This is a genomic window from Janthinobacterium sp. GW458P, assembly GCF_002127585.1.
Classification (GTDB): Bacteria; Pseudomonadota; Gammaproteobacteria; order Burkholderiales; family Burkholderiaceae_D; genus Janthinobacterium.
In genome coordinates this window covers 28267-51794 of sequence record NZ_NEGZ01000031.1, presented here as the reverse complement: position 1 = coordinate 51794, position 23528 = coordinate 28267, and the positions used below count along the sequence as shown (strand labels likewise).

At 63.8% G+C, this 23528-nt stretch carries 13 protein-coding genes; 6 read left to right on the top strand and 7 right to left on the bottom strand.

The genetic code is table 11. The features are described 5' to 3' along the window. Positions 1-44 precede the first annotated feature (44 nt). On the bottom strand, positions 45-1484 hold the full coding sequence (locus CBW50_RS17465; RefSeq protein WP_086146737.1) for an FAD-dependent monooxygenase: 1440 nt from the start codon (positions 1482-1484) through the stop codon (positions 45-47). A gap of 80 nt (positions 1485-1564) precedes the next feature. On the opposite strand from CBW50_RS17465, the gene CBW50_RS17460 reads away from it, so the two are divergent. From CBW50_RS17460 to CBW50_RS17450, 3 genes are all read left to right on the top strand, one after another. Then, a complete protein-coding gene (locus CBW50_RS17460; RefSeq protein ID WP_086146736.1) occupies positions 1565-2200 on the top strand; it encodes a TetR/AcrR family transcriptional regulator C-terminal domain-containing protein in 636 nt (211 codons plus the stop codon). Positions 2201-2488: 288 nt separating this feature from the next. Then, positions 2489-3121 carry a transcriptional regulator gene (locus CBW50_RS17455; protein ID WP_086146735.1) on the top strand — a complete coding sequence of 211 codons (633 nt, stop codon included), beginning with the start codon at positions 2489-2491 and terminating at the stop codon, positions 3119-3121. A gap of 79 nt (positions 3122-3200) precedes the next feature. Beyond that, a complete protein-coding gene (locus CBW50_RS17450) occupies positions 3201-4040 on the top strand; it encodes an HDOD domain-containing protein (RefSeq protein ID WP_086146748.1) in 840 nt (279 codons plus the stop codon). A 73-nt stretch (positions 4041-4113) separates the two neighbouring features. Here the strand turns inward: CBW50_RS17450 and CBW50_RS17445 are convergent, their stop codons facing one another. From CBW50_RS17445 to CBW50_RS17430, 4 genes are all read right to left on the bottom strand, one after another. Beyond that, positions 4114-5934 (bottom strand): DUF885 family protein, encoded by a 1821-nt coding sequence (locus tag CBW50_RS17445; RefSeq protein ID WP_086146734.1) that lies wholly within the window; start codon positions 5932-5934, stop codon positions 4114-4116. A 134-nt stretch (positions 5935-6068) separates the two neighbouring features. Next, on the bottom strand, positions 6069-7166 hold the full coding sequence (locus tag CBW50_RS17440) for a M48 family metallopeptidase (protein ID WP_086146733.1): 1098 nt from the start codon (positions 7164-7166) through the stop codon (positions 6069-6071). After that, positions 7163-8329, bottom strand: coding sequence for an HPP family protein (locus tag CBW50_RS17435; RefSeq protein WP_086146732.1), 1167 nt, complete (start codon positions 8327-8329; stop codon positions 7163-7165). The genes CBW50_RS17440 and CBW50_RS17435 overlap by 4 nt, the downstream gene beginning before the upstream one ends. An 80-nt stretch (positions 8330-8409) precedes the next feature. Further along, complete coding sequence (locus CBW50_RS17430; RefSeq protein WP_086146731.1) at positions 8410-8703, bottom strand: DUF3349 domain-containing protein; 294 nt, start codon at positions 8701-8703, stop codon at positions 8410-8412. Positions 8704-8858: 155 nt separating this feature from the next. Here CBW50_RS17430 and CBW50_RS17425 point away from each other — a divergent pair, with 155 nt between their 5' ends. Further along, positions 8859-9362, top strand: a complete 504-nt coding sequence (locus CBW50_RS17425; RefSeq protein WP_086146730.1) for a co-chaperone YbbN — start codon at positions 8859-8861, stop codon at positions 9360-9362. A 5-nt stretch (positions 9363-9367) separates the two neighbouring features. Here the strand turns inward: CBW50_RS17425 and CBW50_RS17420 are convergent, their stop codons facing one another. After that, the gene (locus CBW50_RS17420; RefSeq protein WP_172404798.1) at positions 9368-11392 is read right to left on the bottom strand and encodes a methyl-accepting chemotaxis protein; all 2025 of its coding nucleotides are present in this window, start codon (positions 11390-11392) and stop codon (positions 9368-9370) included. 197 nt (positions 11393-11589) lie between these two features. Next, positions 11590-12087: an Lrp/AsnC family transcriptional regulator gene (locus CBW50_RS17415; protein ID WP_086146729.1), complete on the bottom strand. Its 498-nt coding sequence runs from the start codon at positions 12085-12087 to the stop codon at positions 11590-11592. 157 nt (positions 12088-12244) lie between these two features. On the opposite strand from CBW50_RS17415, the gene CBW50_RS17410 reads away from it, so the two are divergent. Together CBW50_RS17410 and CBW50_RS17405 are read left to right on the top strand one after the other, a co-directional pair. Beyond that, positions 12245-14281, top strand: a complete 2037-nt coding sequence (locus CBW50_RS17410) for an aminotransferase class V-fold PLP-dependent enzyme (RefSeq protein ID WP_086146728.1) — start codon at positions 12245-12247, stop codon at positions 14279-14281. A 331-nt stretch (positions 14282-14612) separates the two neighbouring features. Further along, a complete protein-coding gene (locus CBW50_RS17405; RefSeq protein WP_367301827.1) occupies positions 14613-23303 on the top strand; it encodes a glucoamylase family protein in 8691 nt (2896 codons plus the stop codon). The last annotated feature ends 225 nt before the right edge of the window (positions 23304-23528 follow it).

Sequence of the window (23528 nt, the reverse complement as noted above, 5' to 3'; positions counted from 1 at the left end):
CGGCACCTTCGGGTGCCGTTTTTTTTCGTCTTGAGATCAGTCAATCAGACCGCGTGATCCGCGTAACCGTCGGGTCGGATCAGCAAGCTTTTGATGCCGGCCAGTTGCGGGCAGCCGGGTTTGATGGTCAGCGAGGTCAACCAGGCGGCATCAAAACGATACGGCTGTGCCGAGGGGGCGGCGCCGCCGACGGCCAGGTGTAGCCATTTTCCCGCGTGCAGCAGTTCATGGATGCCCACGGCCGTGCCGTCGGCCAGGCGCAGCAGCCAGTCGGGCACGCGCCGGCCCGTCCAGTCTGTGCTGCCGGTACCGGCGCTTAGCGGGGCGCGATAGCGCACGCCGAAGCCGGACAGTTCGCTGGCCAGCGCGCGGTTCACTTCCGGTTGCGTCAGCATGTCACTGATGGTGGCGCGCAGGGCCAGGGTGCGCGCGTCAAAACGCGTCAGCATGGCCGTTTGCGCGAGGGTATTGTGCTGCAAGGACACGCCAACGGGATGGCGCTCCGCATGGTAGCTGTCGAGCAGGCTGTCCGGCGCGTAACCGTTGAGCACGCCGGCCAGCTTCCAGCCCAGGTTCATTGCGTCCTGCATGCCGACGTTCATGCCCTGGCCGCCGGCCGGCATGTGGATGTGGGCGGCATCGCCGGCCAGGAAGACACGGCCCTGGCGGTAGCGCCGGGCCAGCCGTGTTTCATCGCTGAAGCGCGACAGCCAGCTGGCGTCATGCAGGCCGAAATCGTGTTCCGCGATGAGCGTGCAGGCCTGCGCCAATTCCTCCAGGGTGGCCACTTCCGCTGCCGCAGCGTGGGGGCGGCGCGCATTCATGGCGATGACGCGGTGACGGCCTTGCCCCAGCGGCACGATCATCAGGCTGCCAGCCGCATTCGTCAGCGACAGCATGGGTGACGCGGGCGGATGGCGCAGCCGTACATCTCCCATGAGCATGCTGCAAGTGGCCGCCACGCCGTCGAAGGCGATGCCCGCCTGCTGGCGCACCAGGCTGCGGCCGCCATCGGCGCCGACCAGGTAACGGGCGCGCAGGCAGAACGGCGCGCCGTCGCGCGTGCCGGCTACCGTGACGCCATCGTCATCCTGCTGCGTCTGTTCCACGAGTGCGCCGCGCGCAATCGCCACGCCGTCGTCCAGCAATTGCTCTTCCAGCAAGCATTCCGTCGTGTTTTGCGGCAGGAACAAGGTGTAGGGATGGGGCGTGTCGAAGCCGGAAAAGTCGAGCCGGGTATCGAGGCCTGCATAGTGGCCGCTGGAGACGGCCGTGCCCAGCGCGACAAAGCGCTGGTCCAGGCCCCGCAAACCCAGCATTTCCAGGGTGCGGCCATGGATGGTCAGCGCGCGCGAATGCACGCTGCGTTCCTGCCGTCGCTCGAGGATGGCCACGCGGATGCCCGCCAGGCGCAGTTCACAGGCCAGGGTCAGGCCGACGGGGCCCGCTCCCACGATGATGACTTCGGTATCACTGTTGTTCATGCTGTTCTCAATCTAACGTTGTTAGTCTGCGCAAAATGGTAAACTAACGACGTTAGACTTTCAAGAGAAATGACAGGACAATGAAAATTCAACGCGAAGCCGTGGTGGCCAGGGCACTCGAGTTGCTGGACGACGTGGGCATCGAAGGCTTGACCATGCGTCGTCTGGCCGATGCCTTGGGCATCAAGGCCGCTTCGCTGTACTGGCATTTTGCGAACAAGCAGGCTTTGCTCGATGGCATGGCTGACGTGCTGATCGACGACGTTGCCAGGAACATCGATGAGAATGCGGGCTGGGAAGCGCGGCTGCGCCAGGTGGCGGCGCAAATGCGCGCGGCGCTGTCGGCGCGCCGCGATGGCGTGCGCGTCTTTGGTGGCACCTATGTCATTTCGGAAAACGTGTTTCGTGTAGCGGAAGCGTTAATTGGCCCCATGCGCGCTGCCGGGGCATCGGAGAAACTGGCCAGCTGGAGCGCATTTACGCTGTTATATTATGTGCTCGGCTTTGTCATGGAAGCGCAAGGCGCGGGACCGGGAAGTGCTGCCATGAATGCCTTATCGAACCGGCGTGCCGATTTCGCTACCATGGCGGCCGATCGTTATCCGCATGTGCTCGCTTCTATGGATGCCATTTTTGATGCGGAAATTGATGACCGTTTTAATGCCGGACTCGATTTGCTGATTATCGGCTTACAGGTGAAAATAAATATGGGCTAAAGGTCTATATAATATATTTCCCCGGCACCGCTACTATTGGATTGTCGAGCATGTTCAATTATTCTCATTCTTTTTGCGCGAATTTCCCTGCTTCCTTGCTCACATTTTAGTGAGTACTCACTCCGACCTTCCTCACTGGCGCCATTGCGGGGCATGCCGAGGCTTGTCCGCTGATGCCGCGTGCAGCCGCAACGGCTGACTCTGCTGGCGACCGGCACGTGTTGCACAAATGCCTGGCTACGACCGCGCTACGCCAATTGTCAGTTTATTCATGCTAAGATTTGGCGCATGATTGCCCAAGCCCTGTTTACTCCCGCCCAGCAAAAATTGCTGGGATTGCTGTTTGTTCGCGTGAATGAAGGCTTTCATTTGAACGAGATCATGCGCCTGACGGGACTTGGCAGCGCGTCGGCACAACGGGAGCTGCGCCGTCTGCATGATTCCGGCTTGATCACGTCCGAGCGCATCGGCAACGTGCGCCGCTTCTGGCCGAACAAGGAAAGCCTCGTGTATCCGGAGTTGAGCGGACTGGTGCAGAAGACCTTCGGTATCGTTGGCGTACTCAGCATGACTCTGGCACCCCTGCGGGCGCAATTGCAACTGGCCTTCGTTTCTGGCGCCACGGCGAAGGGACAGGACTTGCCAGGCAGTGCCATCGACCTGCTGCTGGTGGGCGAGGACGCCAATTATGGCGATCTGTTGACGCGATTGGCCCCGGCCGAGCGAACCTTACGGCGTAAAATCAATCCCAATCTCTATACGCTGTCGGATTATCGGCGCCGCTTGCGTGAGGGACAACCATTCCTGCTGCAGGTATTACAGCAGCCAAAGCTGTTTGTAATTGGCGATGAATCGGCTTTGCAGGCGCTGGAATTTGCGGATCAGCCATGGCAGGCAAATGGATTGCCATCCGTTTTCTAAAGGCCGGGGCTGATAATCATTTTCTGATATAAGGTGAAGTTGTTTGCTGGAATAATATCTGAGGCGGGTTGATCGTATGATGAATAAATTGCAGGCATTTGGCTTGATCGTTTCCCAGGCAGTGCGGGGAGAATTAACTTTTCCCACCAGTGTGAATTCCGCGTTGCAATTGCAATTGGCCTTGGCGGAACCGGACTGCCATATCGATCACGCCATCAAGCTGGTATTGGCCGAGCCCTTGCTGGCAGCGCGCACGGTGGCGCTGGCCAACTCGGCCGTCTATAGCCGCGGCGAAGCGGCGCCCGTCACCAGCGTGCGCGCCGCCGTCATGCGCATGGGTTACCGCAACCTGTATGCGCTGGTGGCGGCCATGGTGGTGCGCCAGTTTGGCAGCAAGATCATCGACCCCGTCCTGCGCCAGAAGGCGACACAGTTGTGGGAACACACGGCGCATGTGGCGGCGTTGGCGCATGTGCTTGCCCGCAGGGTCACCCACGTCGATCCCGATACGGCCCTGTTCGCCGGCATCGTGCATGAGGTGGGCGGTTTTTACTTGCTGTCGCGCGCGGACGAGTTCCCCGGCCTGCTCGACGACGATGCCGATCACTGGATGGAATCTGCCGAAGAAATCATTTCCCGCGAAGTCATGAAGAAGCTGCTGATCCCGCTGGCCGTCAGCGAAGCGATCGAGGGCTTGCGCGACGGCCTGCTGTCCATTCCGCCCGATTCCCTGCTCGACACCTTGTTGCTGGCAAAACAACTCTCTCCTGTGCCTTCGCCGCTGCAGGCGACGTTCGTGGAAATGCTCACGCCCTCCGATTCCGTGATCGACTTTATTATCGACAACGAAACCTTGCAAAGCATCCTGGCCGAATCGGCCGAGGAAGTGCGTTCGATGAGTGCGGCGCTGCTGGTGTAAGTGCACATCGGGCAGGCGAAAAAAAACGGCAGCCCCGTCAAGGTGCTGCCGTTTTATCGTCAAGCGTCGCCGCTTACTTCTGCTGGGCGATCCACCGGTCGACCTTGGCTTCCAGCAGTTTCAGGGGCAGGGTGCCGTCGCCGAGCACCACTTCGTGGAATTTCGGCAGGCTGAACTTGTCGCCCAAGGCTTTTTGCGCGCGCTGGCGCAGTTCGACGATCTTCAGCGAGCCGATCTTGTAGCCCAGCGCCTGGCCTGGCCAGGCCATGTAGCGCTCCGTTTCGCTTTTCGCCACGGCGTCATAGCCGAGGGTGTCGCGCATGTACTTGATGGTCTGCTCGCGCGTCCAGCCTTTGGTGTGCAAGCCCGTGTCGACCACCAGGCGCACGGCGCGCAGCATTTCGTCGTTCAAGTGACCGAAATACTGGGCCGGATCGTCGAACAGGCCCATTTCCTTGCCCAGGGTCTCCGCATACAGGGCCCAGCCTTCCGCAAAGGCATTGTTGCCGCCGAAACGGCGGAAGTTTGGCAAGTCCATCTCTTGCACCAGCGCCAGGTGGAAATGGTGACCCGGCTTGCCTTCATGCAGGAACAAGGTAGTCATGCCCGTGTCGCCATACAGTTTCGGATCGGTGACGACGGACCAGAACACGCCGGGGCGCGAACCGTCGGCGGCTGGTGCCGTGTAGTGGTCGGCGGCCGTGTCACGGCTCAGCTCAGGCTCCAGACGCAAGTCCAGCGGCGCCTTCGGCACCAGCGTGAACAGGGCCGGCAATTTGCTGTCCAGCAGCACGTTCAGCTTGCGGTAGACGTCGAGCACTTCCTGCTCCGTCTTGAACGGGCGGAATTTCTCCTGCTGCGAGACCCACACGGGCAAGCCGGCGGCGGGGCCGTTGTAGCCCATCTTCGGCCCCACGATCGCGTACTGCTCCTGGATGCGCGCCACTTCGCGCAAGCCGATGGCGTGGATCTGTTCCGGCTTCAGGTCCGTGGTGGTGCTGCTGGCCACGCGCGCCTGGTACCAGGCAGCGCCATCGGGCAGGGCGCTCCAGCCGCTGCTGCTGCGGCTGGCCGGCAGGTAGTCGCGTTCCATGAACGTGGCCAGGCGCTGCAGGGCCGGCATCAGCCTGGCTTCGATGACAACGGTATATGTTTGCGTCAGGCGAGCCTTGTCCGCATCGGAAAAGCTGGCAGGCAGCTTTTTGATGGGCGTGTAATAGACGCTGTCCTGCGGCGTGGCGCTGACGAGTTTCTTGAATTGCGGCAGCGCCGATTCCGTCAGTGCCTTCGGCAGTACGATGCCCTTCTGCATGCCGACCTTCATGTTGGCGATAGCCTGGTCTATCCAGCCCGGCAATTGGCCGATACGGCTCAGGTAAGCGTCATACTCTTTGACACTTGTCAAAGGCTGCGATGCCTCACCGCCCGCATAATTGGCCAGGGTGACGGGCATGCTGTCCATCTGGTTCAGCGGCAGCAGATATTCGGGGAAGCGCTCGAAGCTCAGCGCCGTCGCCAGTTCATAGTCGAGAATGTCGTAGTTGATCTGGTCCTGGTGCGACAGTTGCTGGCGCGCGATGGCGCGCAGGGTTTTCTGGTACTGGCGGTACAGGGCGAACTGTTTCGCGCGCGCGGCGGGTACGATGGCTGAACCGAGCTGGTCGTCAAAACGGTTGTCGCCGCTCTCGGTGGCATTGATCGGCTCGAAACGGGCCTGCGCATCGTAGTATTGGTCGGCCAGCACTTGCAGTTGCTGTTTGGCTTGCGGCGCGCCCGCGGCTGGTGCGACGGCTGCCTTGGCAGCGGGCTGGGCCGCTTGCGCCATCGATGCATGGGCGAGTAACAGGGAGAGGGCCAGGGTGCCGAGGGTACCGGCGGCAAAACGATGCTTCATGCGCGATGTCCTTTGTAAGGAGGGAATGAACGGAGGCGTTGCGGATCGGGGTGGCCGGTCGTGTAGGAGCAGCCGGGGCGTAAGCATACGCCATTGCCCAGCGTGCTTGGATAAATTGTACGAGGGGAATGTTGCTATTTTGTTGAGGCAGGCAAGGCGGCTTTCATCTGCTGCCAGCCGCTGCTATGTATTGGTTGGCAGGCAGGGCAGGGCGTGGCGGCGATCAGGCTGCGGATCTGTTGCGCGCGGGCCGTCGTTTGCGGGTGCGAGGACAGCCAGTCCGGCGGCGTTGCTCCATCTGTCTTGCCCAGTTTCTGGAAAAAGCTCAGCATACCGTCGGGATGGATGCGCGCACGCTGCAAGGCGAGCAAACCCAGGCGGTCTGCTTCATCCTCCATGTCGCGGCTGAAATACAGGGTGCCGGCCTGGTGCGCCAGCATGGCGGCCACGGCGCTGATGTCGCCGATGGTCACGCCGACCAGGGCGCCCCAGCCCAGGCTGCTGATCATCTGCCGCAGCGAATGGCGCTGCTCCACATGCTGCACCTCATGCGCGAGCACGCCGGCCAGTTCGCCCGGATCCCCCGCCTGGCGCAGCAAACCCGTGTGCACGACGATGATGCCGCCGGGCATGGCAAACGCATTGACCGTGTCGTCATTCTTGACCAGCCAGCGGTATTGGTAGCGCGAACCGGCCGTCAGGCGCTGGCCGATGTCCCGCACGGTTTGCTGCGTCGCACCATTTTCGGCGATGCCGCCTTGCGCGCGCACTTGCGACAGCGCCAGTTCACCCAGCTGCTTCTCCGTCGACAACGGTATCAGCCCCGCCAGCGCGCTGATGGCGTTGCCACCTTGCCACCACAGCAGCGCGGTGGCGACGACGGCCGCACCCGTCAAACCGGCCAGCCAGCCCGATACTTGCCGGCGGTTGCGCTGGCGCTCGCGCCACAGGCGCTGCAGTTGCGGTTGCAGCGCGGCCGGCGCTTCGTTTAACACGATGGCGATGTCGTCCGCTGTCAGCGGTTTGAGCGACGCTTGCCTGCCTTGCGCATCAAGCCAGTTCAGGAACAGTTCCGGCCCATCGACACCGCCTACGCTGACGACCAGTTGCGCAATATCAACGGTGGTGCGGGGCGCATCGACGAGCAACTGTCCGTCAAAAAAACGCGCGCTGACGGCAGTCCCGGCGGAGTCGCCGTCGGGGCCGGTCAGCAGGGCCTGGAATGGCGTCACGTGGCGGCCTCGGCAAAGCGGCTTTCGTACAGGGCCGCCATCAGGTCGGACTGGCTGATGATGCCGGCCAGGCGTTCTTCATCGTCGAGGATGGGGATATGGTGATAGCCGGCATCGGCCATCAGCGGCACCAGGTCGATGATGGGCGTGCCCAGGCGCGCCGTGTGCGGCGATGGCGTCATCAGCTGGCCCACCACTTCCGGCTTGTCGTCATGGGAGAGGCCGCTGCGCTGCAGCAGGCTGCGCAGGCGCTGGCGCACGCCCTGGTAATCGTCGAGCCCGCCGTGGCGCAGGAAATCCGTCTGCGTGATGATGCCGATGATGCGGCGCGCCCGGTTCACAACGGGCAGGGCGCCCACATCGTGCTCGCGCATGGTGCGCCAGGCAACATCGAGCGGCGTGCCGAATTCCACGCTGATCACGTCTTTCGACATGATGTCGGCGCAGGTGACGACGCCGAAGCGGCGCTGGTAGGCGCGCATTTCCGTCTGCACGAAGATCGCTTGCAAATCGTCGCGGCTGATGTCGAGCACTTCGCCATGCTGGCGCAAGACGGCATCGAGGTCGTCCGGTGAAAAGCCCAGGCGGTTGCTGGGCACCTCATCCTTTGTGTCGTGCGGATGCGGCGCGGCCAGTTGCTGGACGTGGGGGTAGCGGCGCCCCGTCAGATTGTTGTACAGCACGGCGCAGGCGACCAGCACGGCGGAATTGAACAGTACGGTGATGAAGACGAATTCAAAGCCGGCCGCGTGCACGCTGGCGCCGCCGACGACGGTGGTCAAGGCCACGGCGCCGCCTGGCGGATGCAGACAGCGCAGGGCGAACATGGCGCCGATGGCCAGGCAGGCGGCCAGCGCCGCCACGCCCACGCTGGGTCCCAGCCACTTGACGCAGGCCATGCCCACGAGGCCGGAGACGACGTTGCCGCCCACTACCGACCACGGCTGTGCCAGCGGGCTGGCCGGCAGGCAGAACAGCAGCACGGCGGAGGCGCCCATGGGCGCGATCAGGTACACGCTGGCGCTGTCGGGGGCCAGCAGGAAATGGCAGATGAGTCCCGTCAGCAGCAAGCCGCAGATGGCGCCCGCGCAGGCGCGCAATTGTTCGCGGCGGCTGCCGTTGTTCGGTTGCGGCAGCCAGCGTGCCAGGAAAGAAGTCGTCATGGAGGAGGGCGCGTTCGGGCCGCGTTGCTCAGTGTGAGCCTGGCATTATCCCATGCGTTCCAATTCGCTGCCGGCGGGCACTACGCGTCCTCCGCGCAGACGGCCTGCAAGCCGTATCGCTCCAGCCGCTGTCTGGCCGCATCGATTGCGGATGGCTCCGGCTTGCTGCCGGCGCAGGCATAGATGTCGTTGAGGATCTGCGCCGCATCCTTGCCCGTGACGGCCGCCATCAGTTCTGTCAGATTGCGGTCGGAAAAGTATTCATACAGCAAGACCAGTACGGCGACATACGCCGTCTCGGGAATGCCGCCGGGATAGGCGCTGTGCAGCATGCGCGCGGCGCGCCACAGCACAGGGGGTAGGCCAGCTTGCATGCTCAAATCGTTTCTCCTCTTCTTGCTTATACGTTTTCCGCATAAGCACAGTGCAATTAAATTGTAGATATTTCCTGGAAGCAGGCATATTCTAGACAGTCACGCCCGCTGGCGCCTGTCCAGCTGGCCTCACGATTTTCTTTCAGGAGCCCCGCATGCGCCCACCCATCCTGCTCGCCAGCCTGTTGTTCGCCGCCGCCGCCGTTGCCGCCGCCCCGACACCGCCTGCCGCCACGGCCGCCACGCCGCATCTGCCGTACAACGCGGCGGCCGATGCCAAGGCCGACGTGGCCCGCGCGCTGGCCGAAGCCAAGGCGGCGCGCGTGCCCGTATTGCTGATCTTTGGCGCCAACTGGTGCGAGGATTGCCGCGCGCTCGACAAAGCCTTGAAGGAAGGCAAGAACGCGCAGCTGATGCAAACGGAGTTCAAGGTCGTCAAGGTCGACGTGGGCAACTTCGACCATAACCTTGACGTGGCGCAAACCTATGGCAATCCGCTCAAGAAAGGCATCCCCGCCGCCGTGCTCGTGTCCAGCGACAACAACCAGGTGCTGTACGCCACCAAGGGCGGCGAACTGGCGAATGCACGCCGCATGAGCGAGAGCGGCATTTATGACTTCTTCAAGCAGGCGGCCAGCGTCAAGTCGCCTGCCATTTAATGGCCTTAAAACGCTTCCCACTCATCGCCGCCCGCTGCCTTGCGGCTGGCGGTCGGGGCGGGCCTGGCCGGCACCGCAGGTTTGGCAGCGAGCCTGGACACGGGCCGTGACGGTTTGCCTGCGGCCGCAGGCGCCGGGCGCGGTGCGGCCGCCTGGCCCGATTCGTCGAGTGTGAACACGCTGACCACCTGCGCCAGTTTGCCGGCCTGATCCTGCAAGGATTGGGCTGCGGCCGCCGCTTCTTCCACCAGCGCCGCATTTTGCTGGGTTGCATCATCCATCTGCGTGACCGTCGCATTGACTTGTGCGATGCCCTGGCTTTGTTCCTGGCTGGCCGAGGCGATTTCTCCCATCAGGTCGGCAACTCTCTGCACGGAAACGACGATGTCCTGCATGGTGGCACCGGCTGAATCGACCAGCTTGCTGCCCGCCTCCACCCTGCTGCCCGAGTCGACGATCAAATCCTTGATTTCCCTGGCTGCCTGGCTCGACCGTTGCGCCAGGTTGCGCACCTCGGTCGCCACCACGGCAAAGCCGCGGCCCTGCTCGCCGGCACGCGCCGCCTCGACTGCCGCATTCAAGGCCAGGATGTTGGTTTGAAACGCAATACCGTCGATTACCCCGATAATGTCCGCGATCTTGCGTGAACTTTCTGTAATCTCGCTCATCGTCTGTACCACCTGGCCGACCACGTCGCCGCCCTTGACGGCGTGGCCCGATGCCGACACCACCAACTGGTTCGCCTGGCGCGCGTTGTCCGCGTTCTGTTTTACGGTCGATGTCAGTTCTTCCATGGCCGCCGCCGTCTCTTCCAGGCTGGACGCCTGGGCTTCCGTGCGCGCCGACAGGTCCAGGTTGCCCGACGCGATCTGGCTCGATGCGCCGGCAATGGCCTCGGTACTGTCGCGAACTTCGCGTATCGTCACGTTCAGCGACGCGATGAATCGATTGAAGGCCGAGGCCAGCGCTCCCACTTCATCGTCCGATTCGACGGCCATGCGGCGGCTCAAGTCGCCATTGCCGCTGGCGATGTCGCCCAGCATGTCGGCCGCCCGCGCCACCGGGGCGGCAATGGCGCGGCTGATGACATAGATGATGAGCAGGGCGATGCCGCCGCCCACCAGGCCGGCGATCAATGCGGCGATCAGCGCCGAGCGCATGACATTGCCCAGCACCTCCGCTTCCGGCACTTCGGCCACCACGTACAGGTTCAATTCCGGTACGAAAGAGGCCGCCACGAGTTGCTTGCCACTGGGCGCCGCATAGCTGGCATACGTGTATTTGTTGCCGGTCAGTAGAGTCTTGCTCAATGCTTCGTCAAAACCAGGCAAGTCCTTCAGTTGATGCTTGCCGTCGGCCAGGGCCGGGTCACGGTGGATCAGCAGGCTGCCGTTGGCACGCACCAGGTAGACATAGCCCGTCTGGCCGACCTTGTAGCTGCGGATGGTTTCGGCCATGGCGTCGACGCTCAGGCCCATTCCGGCGATGACGGCCTTGCCGCCGGCCGTCTGGCCCCGCGCGTTCAGGAACAGCATGAAGCTGCCCGAGGCCGGATCGCGGTCCAGATTCACCGTATGCAGTTTGTTTTCGTCGAGCATGCTGAAGAACCAGTGATCGGCTGCTTGTTGCTTGTCCAGCGTGCGGATCAGTCCTGCGTCGGTCATGTAGCGGGACGCCGCTTGCGAACTCCAGCTGACGACGGCAGCCTTGTTCTTTTCCTTGAGCAGCCTGGCGTAGCGCTGGAAGGTGGGCAGGCCGCCATCGGCCAGGCCCGCGTCTTCCCAGTCCTGCAGAAAGATGTCGTTGGCCATGGTTTGCACCACCGACAGCGGCTGATTGATCTGGCGCAACACATCGTTGCGGATCTCGCCCACCTGGGCCGGCAGTTCCTGGCCGACGACGCGTTCGCGCACATAGGCGCTGCTCATGCGCACACTGAGGAAGGACGAGATCGCCATGAACAGCAGCAGGCACAAGCCCATGCTGAACATCAATTTTTTCTGGATGGAGAGGCGGCGGAGCAGATGCATGGAAGACCCTGGGCGTGGGCCCGTGCGACTGGCAGAGGTTGCCGGACATGCACAGGCAAGTGGGCAGTATAGCGACGGATAGGGAGGCTATTGGGGGAGAATGCCGTATTTTATGCATGGGTGTTGCCATATGGCAACGATTTCATGGTGCTAATATGCGTATTTTTCATGCGCCCTCGCACAGGGTGAAAAAACGTTCAAGCAGGCAAGCCGTGAGCGATCAATTCCAGCGGCAATTCCGTACTGCACTTAATTTGTTCCATGGAAAAGGCGGACGACACGCCCGTCAGTTGCACGGCCTTGATGAGCTTTTTATAGAAGGTATCGTAGCCCTTGATGTCGGTGGTGACGACTTTCAGCAGGTAGTCGATGTCGCCGCTCATGCGGTGAAATTCCTGTACCTCGGGCAGGACGATCACGGCGGCGGCAAAGCGGCGCAGCCATTTTTCATCGTGCTGGCCCGTGCGCACGCTGACGAACACCGTCACGGGCAAGCCCACTTTTTGCCGGTTGACGATGGCCACGCGGCTTTCGATATAGCCCTCTTCTTCCAGCCGCCTGACCCTCTTCCAGCACGGCGTGCTGGACAGGCCGATCTTTTCGCTGAGGGCGGCGATCGACAAGGTGCCGTCCTGCTGCAGGGCGGCCAGGATGGCGCAGTCGAATTTGTCGAGCGGGGTGCCAGGTGAATTCATTTTGTTATCTCCAATTTTGTAGCATATTCATGCTGCATATTACCGTGTTTGCAGTGTCTTTTGGCATATCTTCACGGTGGCGTGCCGCTAGACTAATGGGCATGCCCGAGCCGCAGCCGCGACGCCCCTTCTACCCTTGCCCTGACAGACTGCCATCATGAAAGAAATCTACCTCGACAGTAACGCCACCACCTGCGTGCTGCCCGCCGCCGTTGCCGCCGCCCGGCAAGCCATGGAGCACGGTTACGGCAACCCCAGCAGCACCCACGCGACAGGCTTGCAGGCCAAGGCCATGATGGATGGCGTGCGCCAGCGCGCCAGCCGCCTGCTGGGCGTGGGCGACGGGCGCCTGATGTTCAATAGCGGCGCCACCGAGGGCATCCAGACGGCTGTGCTGTCGGCCCTGTACGCGTTGCGCGAACGGCGCGATGCGGGCAAACGCATCGGCAGCCTGCTGCTGTACGGTGCGACCGAGCACAAGGCCGTTCCGGAAAGCCTGGCGCACTGGAACCGCTTGCTGGGCCTGAACCTGGACGTGCGCAAGCTGCCCGTCGATGCGCAGGGGCGCCACGACTTGCAGGCGCTCGATGCGCTGATCGGCGACACGGCCATGCTGTGCACGATGGCGGCCAACAATGAAACGGGCGTCATCAGCGACCTGTCGGCCATCGCCCAGCTGCTGCAGGAGCGCGGTGCGGACGCCTACTGGATGGTCGATTGCGTACAGGCGCTGGGCAAGCTGAAATTGAACCTGGCCGCCACGCGCATCGATTACGCGCCGTTTTCCGGTCATAAACTGTATGCGCCCAAGGGCATCGGCATGCTGTACGTGCGCGCCGGCGCGCCATTTACGCCGTTGATGATGGGTGGCGGCCAGGAGGCGGGCCTGCGTTCGGGGACGGAAAACATGGCCGGCATCGCCGCGCTGGGCGCCGTCCTGGCCGCGCTGGAAGACGGCAAGACCTTCCGCAGTCACGCCGACCTGGCCGCGTTCCGCGAGCAGCTGGTGGCCAGCCTGGAGTGCGCTTTCCCCGGCATCGTGTTCAATATGCCGTTTGACTTGTCGCTGCCGACCACGCTCAATTTTTCCGTGCCGGGGCTATCTTCGAAGGAATTGCTGGATTTGTTCGACGCGGCGCGCGTGCGCGTCAGCTCGGGCAGCGCCTGCTCCGCCGCCAAGGCCCTGCCGAGCTATGTACTGGAAGCGATGCACGTGCCGCAATGGCGCGCCAGTTCGGCCATCCGCCTGTCGTTCGGCCCCCTGATCGACGCGGCGACCGTCGCTGCCGCCTGCGCGCGCATCGAGCGCTGCGGCGAAGCGCTGCGCAGCAGCTGTTTGCTGCCGTCGGCGCTGGCGCCCTCGCCGCATGACGGCGTGATCCAGCTGAGCGTCGACGGCCAGAACACCTGGCTGCTCAGCGATGCGGCCAGCGCCAGTTGCGTTGTCATCGACCCCGCCGCCGCGCTTGTGCCGCGGCTGGCCGCCTTCATCCGCTGCCAGCATCTGGCCTTGCGCGCCATCGTGCACACGACGGCCCCTGGCGACCATGGCGCCGCGCGCCTGGCGCTGCTGCAGGAACTTGATATCGAGCAAGTGGGCCGCGTCGATATCGACGGCGAACTGCCGCTGGGCCAGCAGCGTCTGCGCCGCATCGAGTGTGGCGAAAACCACGAAACGCATGTGTACTTGCTGGGGCAGCGTTTCGCTTTTGTCGGCGCCCTGGCGTCGCACGCCATCGCCCCTTTGCTGGAGGCCGGCCTGGTGACGCCGGAGACCGTGCTGTGCGCATCAAGCGACGATAACAGCGTCTGCAGCACCGTGCGCGCCGTGTGCGATGGCGTGCCCTCCGCCAGCGAGCTGCAAATTGATGCGGCCGGCTTGCCGGCCTTGCTGCGCCAGCATCCTGACGCCATTCTCGTCGACGTGCGCGAAGCGTATGAACATGCGGCCTGCGCCGGCACGGTATTTGAAGGGTGCGAGGTGCACAGCGTACCCCTGAGCCGCCTGGCGGGACAGGTCGGCGCCTGGTTGCAGGAGCCACAGCGTCCGCTGGTGTTTTTCTGCCGCAGCGGCAACCGCAGCGCGCGCGCCGCCGCCTGCCTGCGCCGCCTGGGCCATGGTGCGGCGTGGCAGCTCAGCGGCGGCATGGCGATGGCGGAAGCGACGCGCCACCCGCTGGCCATTGCGGCCTGAGCCGAGGTAAAGTTTCATCTTTGAAATCTTGCCCTGCATCATCATTGGTGTGGGGCAATTGATTTATTTCCTTGTGGCATTTTTATGCTGTTCAGTCCGCTAATTTCTTGGCCGACACGCCGCCAAAGCGCCAGCTATGTACGCTAGCGCACGGTCTTGCCAGCGCAGCGCCCCTACGATGAAGTTCAGAAAATCTCCCTATACCCTGAGATTCGTCGCAACGCTCCGGCGCTTCGCTTTCCGTCTTCGCCAGTGTCCGATCTTGTTCCTCCTGACTGGGCCGGCGTGACGGCGGTCGCTGGCTGCATGCGTGCACCTAGCGAGGCCCAAGTTGAAAGAGTACACAGCAGTAGTCGCGGAACAGATCAAGGAACAGATTTCCAAATTCAAAGAAATCTTCCGGGACCATTCCCTTGCACAGGACACGTTTGACGCCGCGCGCGACGATGCCTTGCCCTTGCGTTCGGAATTGTTCAGCGCCATGCAGATGGCTGCCCACGGCAAGAACGTGGCCGCCGGCCATGCGGTGGGGCGGCATCACGGCCGCGACCGCCTGCTGGCGCGCCTGGCCGACAATGCGGCCCTGATCACGGCCACCGTCAACGAGCTGACGGCTACCGTGAAGAGCGGGCGCCAGGTCACGCCCGCTTCGGAATGGCTGCTCGACAATTTCTATCTCATCGAAGAACAGATCCGCACCACGCGGCGCCACCTGCCAAAGAACTACAGCAAGGAGTTGCCGCGCCTGACCTCGGGTACGGATGCGGGATGCCCGCGCGTGTATAAAATCGCGCTGGAAATCATCTCGCATGGCGACGGCCGCGTCGACCTGGAAAACCTGTGCCACTTCGTCGAGGCTTACCAGGATGTCGCCACCCTGACCCTGGGCGAACTGTGGGCCGTGCCCATCATGCTGCGCCTGGCCCTGATCGAAAATCTGCGCCGCGTGGCCGCGCGCGTGGCCGACGACCGCATGCAGCGCGACCTGGCCAATACCTGGGCCGACCAGATGACGGACATCGCCGAGCGCAACCCCAGCGGCCTGATCCTGCTGGTGGCTGACATGGCGCGCTCGAATCCGCCGATTACCAGCGCCTTCGTGGCGGAATTGTCGCGCCGCCTGCAGGGGCAAAGTCCGTCGCTCACGCTGGCGTTGTCGTGGCTGACGCACAAGCTGGCCGAATCGGGCCTCACCATCGAGCAGCAGATTCAAGCGGAGATCGGGCAGCAGGCGGCTGACCAGGTATCGATCGCCAACAGCATTGGCAGCCTGCGTTTTCTCGGCACCATGGACTGGCAGGAATTCGTCGAGACCATGAGCGTGGTCGAGCAGACCTTGCGCCTCGACCCGGCCGGCACCTATGGCCTGATGGATTTCGCCACGCGCGACAGTTATCGCCACGCCATCGAACGCATCGCCAAGCGCAGCGCGCGCAGCGAAGTGGACGTGGCCGAGATGGTGGTGCAACTGGCGCACACACACGGCAACGGCAATGACGCGCGCCGTGGCCACATCGGCTTTTACCTGGTCGGGCGCGGCGTGCTGGTGCTGGAAAAGCAGGCCGGCGCGAAACTGCCATTTATCGAGGCGCTGCAGCATACGGCGCGCGCCGCGCCGCTGGCCGTCTACCTGGGCGCCATCTCGTTCCTGACCCTGGCGACGAGCGCACTGCTGCTCGAGCGCGCCGTACGCCATGGCGTGCAGGGCTGGCCACTGGCGGCGCTGGGCGCGCTGGCGCTGCTGGGCAGCAGCCAGCTGGCGGTGGCCGTGGTGAACTGGCTGGCGACGCTGATGACGTCGCCGCATCCGCTGCCGCGCATGGATTACCAGGCCGGCATTCCGTCGGACGGGCGCGGCATCGTGGTGGTGCCGACCCTGATCTATAACCCGGAAAACGTGGCCGCCCTGTGCGAGGCGCTGGAAGTGCGCTACCTGGCCAACCGCGACCCGAACCTGCGTTTCTGCCTGCTGACGGACTTCGTCGACGCGGACGCGCAAACGATGCCGGGCGACGACGCCCTGCTGCGCCAGGCGCAGGACACCATCCGCGGCTTGAACGATAAATACCGCGTGGAGGGTGCCGAGTTCAAGGATAATGGCGACCCGGTCGAGCGTGAAGAGCTGGGCCATGTGGGGCCGTTCCTGCTCTTGCACCGTCCGCGCCTGTGGAATTCGCAGCAGAATACGTGGATGGGGCAGGAGCGCAAACGCGGCAAATTGTCCGACCTGCACGCCTTTCTGCGCGGCGGCGCGCGCGACAGATTCTCGCTGGTGGAAGGCGAGTTGCGCGGTTTGCGCACGATCAAATACGTGATTACGCTCGACACCGATACGCAGCTGCCGCGCGACGCGGCGCGCGAATTCATCGCCACCATGATGCATCCGCTGAACCGTCCCGTGCTCGACGCGGCCGGCACGCGCGTGGTCGCCGGCTACGGCATCCTGCAGCCACGCGTGGCCGTGGCGCTGCCCAGCGCGAACGCCTCGCGCTATGAACTGCTGTGCGGCGGCGAACCGGGCATCGACCCGTACACGCGCACTGTGTCGGACCTGTACCAGGACGTGTTTTATGAAGGCTCGTTCATCGGCAAGGGCATCTATGACCTCGACATGTTCGAGCGCGTGCTGGGCCAGCGCCTGCCCGACAATAAAATCCTCAGCCACGACCTGCTCGAAGGCTGCTACCTGCGCGCGGGCCTGCTCAGCGACTCGCAATTGTATGAAGAATATCCGGCCCGCTATGACGCCGACGTGAGCCGTCGCCAGCGCTGGATACGCGGCGACTGGCAGCTGATCGGCTGGCTGCTGGGGCGGGTGCCGGGCCGCGCCGGCAAGCGCGAACGCAATCCGCTGTCCATGCTGTCGCGCTGGAAGCTGTTCGACAACCTGCGCCGCAGCGTCGTGGCGCCGGCCACCACCCTGTCCCTGCTGCTGGCGTGGGGCTTCCTGCCGCACGTGGCGTTCTGGAGTGCGGCAGTGCTGGCCATCATCTTCCTGCCGCCCGTGTTTTCGGCGCTGTACGACTTGTTGCGCAAGCCGCGCGACACGCTGTGGCGCCAGCACCTGGCGGCGTTCGAGCGGCGCTGCGGCGTGCAGTTCTCGCATGCCATGCTGACTCTCGTCTTCCTGCCCTATGAGGCCTGGATCAGCCTGGACGCCATCGCGCGCACCCTGTGGCGCCTGGGCGTATCGCATAAACACCTGCTCGACTGGCGTGCCTCGAACCTGCATGTGTCTACAGGCTCGCAAGCGGACAGCTGGCGCGCCATGTGGTGCTCGCCCGCGCTGGCGCTGGCCACTTTTGCCGCCTTGCTGACCTGGCGCCCGGCAGCGTTGCCGGCCGCCGCCGTGGTGCTGCTGCTATGGCTGATGGCTCCCGCCATCGCCTGGTGGATCAGCCGCCCCATCGAGCGGGCGGTGGCGCGCCTGTCAGCCGAGCAAGGGAGGTTTTTGCACGGCGTGGCACGCAAGACCTGGGCCTATTTCGATACCTTCGTCGGACCGGACGACCACTGGCTGCCGCCCGATAACATGCAGGAGCATCCGAACCTGGTGGTGGCGCACCGCACCTCGCCGACGAACATCGGACTGGCGCTGCTGGCCAACCTGACGGCCTACGATTTCGGTTATGTCACCATGGGGCAGTTGATCGAGCGCAGCCGCGCCACCCTGCACAGCATGAGCGAGCTGGAGCGCTTCCAGGGCCATTTCTATAACTGGTACGACACGCAGACCCTGAAGGCGCTGCAGCCGATGTACATCTCGACGGTCGACAGCGGCAACCTGGCCGGCCACTTGCTGACCTTGCAGCCTGGTCTGGTGGAACTGTACGACGCGCCCATTTTGGGCGCGCAGATCGTGCAAGGCATTCGCACGACGGCGCAGGTGCTGCAGGAGTTCATTGCCGCCGAAGGCGAAGGCAAGGAGGTGCGCGCATCGCTGGCGCTGCTGCAGATGCCGGCCGCGCCAGCGAGCCTGCCCGAATGGCATGCCTACCTGAGCGCCGCGAATGGCGCGGCCGACGCGCTGCTGTCGCTGACCCTGCAAAGCGAGGATGGCGAGCTGCCCATGTGGAGCGGCGCGCTGGCCCGCCAGTGCCGCGCAGCGCTGACCGAGTTGCTGCAGCTGGCGCCGTGGGTCGCGCAGGCGGGCGTCGATGTGACGCTGGCGCGCGTGCCGACCCTGCGCCAACTGGCGAACCTCGAGGCGCCCGAAGGCATGCCCACCGAGCTGGCTGCATTGCTGGCGCAGGGCCGCGAGCAGGCGGGCCGCCACATGCGCGACATCGCCCGTGCGGCGGGCCAGGCACGCGACTTCGCGCAGATTGAATACGCGTTCCTGTACAACCCGTCGACAAAACTGCTGGCCATCGGCTACAACGTCAGTGAACGGCGCCTTGACCCCAGCTACTACGATTTATTGGCTTCCGAAGTGCGCCTGGCCAGCTTCATTGCCATCGCCCAGGGCCAGCTGCCGCAGGAACACTGGTTCGCCCTGGGGCGCCAGCTATGCATGGTAGCGGGGCAGCCCGTGCTGCTGTCGTGGAGCGGCTCGATGTTCGAGTACCTGATGCCGCTGCTGGTGATGCCGAACTATCCGAATACCCTGCTCGACCAGACTTACCACTCGGTCATCGAGGCGCAGATCGACTATGGCCGCCAGCGCGACGTACCATGGGGGATTTCCGAGTCCGGCTACAACACCGTCGACGCCAGCCTGAATTACCAGTACCGCGCCTTCGGCGTGCCGGGACTGGGCCTGAAGCGGGGCTTGGCCGACGACCTGGTGGTGGCACCGTACGCCAGCATGATGGGGCTGATGGTACAGCCGGAAGCGTCGTGCCAGAACATGCAGCGCATGCAGGCGGCAGGCTACATGGGGCGTTACGGCTTTTTTGAGGCGGTCGACTTCACCACGGCGCGCCTGCCGCGCGGGCAGGGCAGCGCCGTCATCCGTTCCTTCATGGTGCATCACCAGGGCATGGGATTCCTGGCCCTCAGCTATTTGCTGCACGACCGCCCGATGCAGCGCCGTTTCGAGTCTGATCCGCTGCTGCAATCGGCCTTGCTGGTGCTGCAGGAGCGCACGCCGCAAGCGGGGGCGTTTTACTCGAATACGGCTGAACTGGCGGTGCTGCGCAGCGGCGCGCCCGAGCAGGCCATGCCGATGCGTATCCTCACGCAGGCCAACAGCGCCGTGCCGGAAACGCAATTGCTGTCGAATGGACGCTACCACGTCATGGTGAGCAATGCGGGCGGCAGCTACAGCCGCTGGAAAGACCTGTCCGTAACGCGCTGGCGCGAGGACAGCACGCGCGATAACTGGGGCAATTTCTGCTATCTGCGCGACCTTGATGACGGCGCTGTCTGGTCCACCATGTACCAGCCCACATTGGCGGAACCGAAGAAATACGAGGTGATTTTCTCGGAAGGGCGGGCCGAGTTCCGCCGCGCCGATCATGGCCTCGATTTGTACACGGAAATCGTCGTTTCGCCCGAGGACGACATCGAAATCCGCCGCACGCGCATCAGCAATAATTCGAACCGCCAGCGGCGCATCGAGATCACCAGTTTTGCCGAAGTGGTGATGGCGCCGGCGGCAGCCGATGCGGCCCATCCCGCGTTCAGCAAATTGTTTGTGCAGACGGAAATCCTGCCGCACGAAAACGCGATTTTGTGCACGCGCCGGCCCCGCTCGAAGGATGAGCAAATGCCGTGGCTGTTGCATGTGATGACGGTGCACGACGTGGACCGCTACGAAGTCTCGTTCGAGACGGACCGCGCGCGCTTCATCGGCCGCGGCAACACGGCGCAACTGCCGCAGGCGCTGCAGGACAGCGGGCCGCTCAGTGGCGGCCACGGCTCCGTGCTCGACCCCATCGTGGCCGTCCGCTATGTGATCACGCTCGAACCCGACCAGGCTGTGACGGTCGACAGCGTGACCGGCATGGTGGAACAGCGGGAGGCGGCGCTGCACCTGATCGACAAGTACCAGGATCGCCACCTTGCCGACCGGGTGTTCGAACTGGCCTGGACGCACAGCCAGGTGGTACTGCGCCAGCTCAATGCCAGCGAAGCGGATGCACAGCTGTATGCGCGCCTGGCCAATGCTGTCATCTATCCGAACGCGTCGTTGCGCGCCGAGGCCGGCATCCTGATCAAGAACCAGCGCGGCCAGTCCGGCCTGTGGGCGTATGCCATCTCGGGCGATTTGCCGATCGTGCTGCTGCAGATACGCGACGTGGCCAATATCGAACTGGCGCGCCAGATGGTGCAGGCACATGCCTACTGGCGCCTGAAAGGACTGATAGTTGACCTGGTGATCTGGTATGAGGAGCAGTCGGGCTACCGCCAGCTGCTGCACGACCAGATCATGGGTCTGATTGCCTCGGGCATCGACGCGCAGGCGATCGACCGCCCGGGCGGCATCTTCGTGCGCCTGGCCGAGCAGATCGCCAATGAAGACCGCATCCTGCTGCAGTCGGTGGCGCGCGCCATCATCAGTGACTTGCGCGGCACCCTGGCCGAGCAGGTCAAGCGGCCACCCAGCCCCGTGCTGCGCATGCCGCCACTGCTGCAGGACCCTGCTCGCGAGCATGGCGGCGTGCCGCACCGCGCCGCGCCGCGTGAACTGATACTGGAAAATGGCCTGGGCGGTTTCACGCCCGATGGACGCGAATATGTCATCACCACGTGCGAGGGCAAACAGACGCCGGCGCCATGGTCGAACGTGCTGGCCAATGCACAGTTTGGCACGGTAGTGTCGGAAGCCGGCCAGGCGTATACGTGGAGCGAGAATGCGCATGAATTCCGCCTCACGCCATGGCAGAACGATCCCGTGTCCGACCTGTCCGGCGAAGCGTTTTATGTGCGTGACGAGCACAGCGGGCAGTTCTGGTCGCCGTCAGCCCTGCCGGCGCGCGGCAGCGGCGACTACGTCACGCGCCACGGCTTCGGCTACAGCATTTTCGAGCACAGCGAGGGCGGCATCGTCACCGAATTGTGTACCTATGTGGCGATGGACGCAGCCGTCAAATACTCGCTGATCAAGGTGCGCAACGACAGCGGCGTGCCGCGCCGCCTGTCCGTCACCGGTTACGTGGAATGGGTGATGGCAGACCTGCGCGCCAAGTCCGGCATGCATGTGGCGACCGAGGTCGATACGATCAGCGGCGCGCTGTTTGCGCGCAATAACTACAATACGGAGTTTTCGGGCCGCGTCGGATTTTTCAATACCGATGCCAGCATCCGCTCGATCACCTGCGACCGCAATGAGTTCATCGGCCGCAACGGCAGCCTGGCGCAGCCGGCCGCCCTGCGCCGCGTGCGCCTGTCCGGCAAGGCCGGTACGGGACTGGACCCGTGCGCAGCAATCCAGGTGCCGTTCGAGCTGCAACCGGGACAGGAGCGTGAAATCGTCTTCCTCCTTGGCGTGGGCGGGCGCCGCAATGCCGATGCCAGCACCATGGTGCAGCGTCATGCTGGCAAAGAGGCGGCCCGCAGCGCGCTGGAAGCGGTGCGCGCGCATTGGGAGACGACACTGGGCGCCGTGCGTATCGAGACGCCTGATCCTTCGCTCGATGTCATCGCCAACGGCTGGCTGATGTACCAGACCATCGCCTGTCGTCTGTGGGCGCGCAGCGGCTATTACCAGTCTGGCGGCGCCTACGGTTTTCGCGACCAGCTGCAGGATGCGATGGCCATGATCCACACGGCGCCGCAACTGCTGCGCAGCCACTTGCTGCTGTGTTCGGCGCACCAGTTTGTCGAAGGCGACGTGCAGCACTGGTGGCATCCGCCCTCGGACCGCGGCGTGCGCACGCACTGCTCCGACGATTACCTGTGGCTGCCGCTTGCCGCCTGCCGTTATGTGATTGCCACCGGTGACGTCAACGTGCTGTCGGAAGTGGCGCCCTTCATCGAGGGGCGCGCCGTCAAGCCGGAAGAGGATTCGTACTACGACTTGCCTATGCGTTCGGGCGAATCGGCCGACTTGTACGAGCACTGCGTGCGGGCCATCCGCCATGGCCTGAGACTGGGGGTGCATGGCTTGCCGCTGATGGGCTCCTGTGACTGGAATGACGGCATGGACAAGGTGGGCGAACACGGCAAGGGAGAGAGCGTGTGGCTGGCCTTCTTCCTGTATGAGGTGCTGCTGCGCTTCGCCGAGGTAGCCGTGCTGCGCGGCGATGCGGCCTTCGCGCAGTTCTGTCGTGACGAAGCCGTGAAACTGGCGGCCAGTATCGAGGAGCATGCGTGGGATGGCGAGTGGTACCGACGCGCATATTTCGACGATGGCACGCCGCTCGGTTCGCATACCAACGAGGAATGCCAGATTGATTCGATTTCGCAAAGCTGGGGCGTGCTGTCGGGCGCCGCCAACAAGGAACGTGTCGCCGGTGCCATGCGCCAGGTCGATGCGCGCCTGGTACGGCGCGATTCCGGCGTGATCCAGTTGCTCGATCCGCCGTTCGATAAATCCAGCCTCAATCCTGGCTATATCCGCGGCTATGTGCCTGGCGTGCGCGAGAATGGCGGCCAGTACACGCATGCGGCCATCTGGACGGCGATGGCATTTGCCCGCATGGGCGATGGCGAAAAGGCGTGGGAACTGCTGCGTATGATCAATCCCGTGCGCCATGGCGCCGACGCGCAGGCGGTGGCGCGCTACAAGGTGGAACCGTACGTGGTGACGGCCGATGTGTATGCTGTCGCGCCGCACGTCGGGCGCGGCGGCTGGAGCTGGTATACCGGGTCGTCGGGCTGGTTGTACCGGTTGATTGTCGAATCCCTGCTGGGCTTGACACGCGAGGCGAACGTGCTGCGCCTCACTCCCCGCATGCCGGCCGAATGGGACAGCTTCAAGCTGCACTACCGTTTCGGCGCCAGCAGCTACGCGATCACGGTGGAAAAGGCGCAGGGACGACCTGTCGGATTGTCGCTCGATGGCGTGGCAGTAGCGGACGGCAGCATTGTCCTGCGCGACGAAAGCCGCGAGTACGCGGTGTTATTGTTGCTGTAATCCTGTAGCGGATCTTGCCACTTTTCGTAGCCGGGGCGGCGGCGGCCGGCCAGCAGGATCAAGCCTGCGCCCAACAGCAGCAGGTCGCGGGTACGCACTTCGTGGCTGACTTGGCCCGCAGCGAGAGGCGCCTGGCGATGAGTGGGTGCGGCCGTGGCGGCGGGAGCATGGCTGGCACAGGCGGCCAGGCACAGCGCCGCCACTTTTCCATTTAACTGCATAGAT

Bases quoted from the DNA above. Each gene is read 5' to 3' on its own strand.
- CBW50_RS17465 (WP_086146737.1), bottom strand. From the start codon at position 1,484: ATGAACAACAGTGATACCGAAGTCATCATCGTGGGAGCGGGCCCCGTC.
- CBW50_RS17460 (WP_086146736.1), top strand. From the start codon at position 1,565: ATGAAAATTCAACGCGAAGCCGTGGTGGCCAGGGCACTCGAGTTGCTG.
- CBW50_RS17455 (WP_086146735.1), top strand. From the start codon at position 2,489: ATGATTGCCCAAGCCCTGTTTACTCCCGCCCAGCAAAAATTGCTGGGA.
- CBW50_RS17450 (WP_086146748.1), top strand. From the start codon at position 3,201: ATGAATAAATTGCAGGCATTTGGCTTGATCGTTTCCCAGGCAGTGCGG.
- CBW50_RS17445 (WP_086146734.1), bottom strand. From the start codon at position 5,934: ATGAAGCATCGTTTTGCCGCCGGTACCCTCGGCACCCTGGCCCTCTCC.
- CBW50_RS17435 (WP_086146732.1), bottom strand. From the start codon at position 8,329: ATGACGACTTCTTTCCTGGCACGCTGGCTGCCGCAACCGAACAACGGC.
- CBW50_RS17430 (WP_086146731.1), bottom strand. From the start codon at position 8,703: ATGCAAGCTGGCCTACCCCCTGTGCTGTGGCGCGCCGCGCGCATGCTG.
- CBW50_RS17425 (WP_086146730.1), top strand. From the start codon at position 8,859: ATGCGCCCACCCATCCTGCTCGCCAGCCTGTTGTTCGCCGCCGCCGCC.
- CBW50_RS17420 (WP_172404798.1), bottom strand. From the start codon at position 11,392: ATGCATCTGCTCCGCCGCCTCTCCATCCAGAAAAAATTGATGTTCAGC.
- CBW50_RS17415 (WP_086146729.1), bottom strand. From the start codon at position 12,087: ATGAATTCACCTGGCACCCCGCTCGACAAATTCGACTGCGCCATCCTG.
- CBW50_RS17410 (WP_086146728.1), top strand. From the start codon at position 12,245: ATGAAAGAAATCTACCTCGACAGTAACGCCACCACCTGCGTGCTGCCC.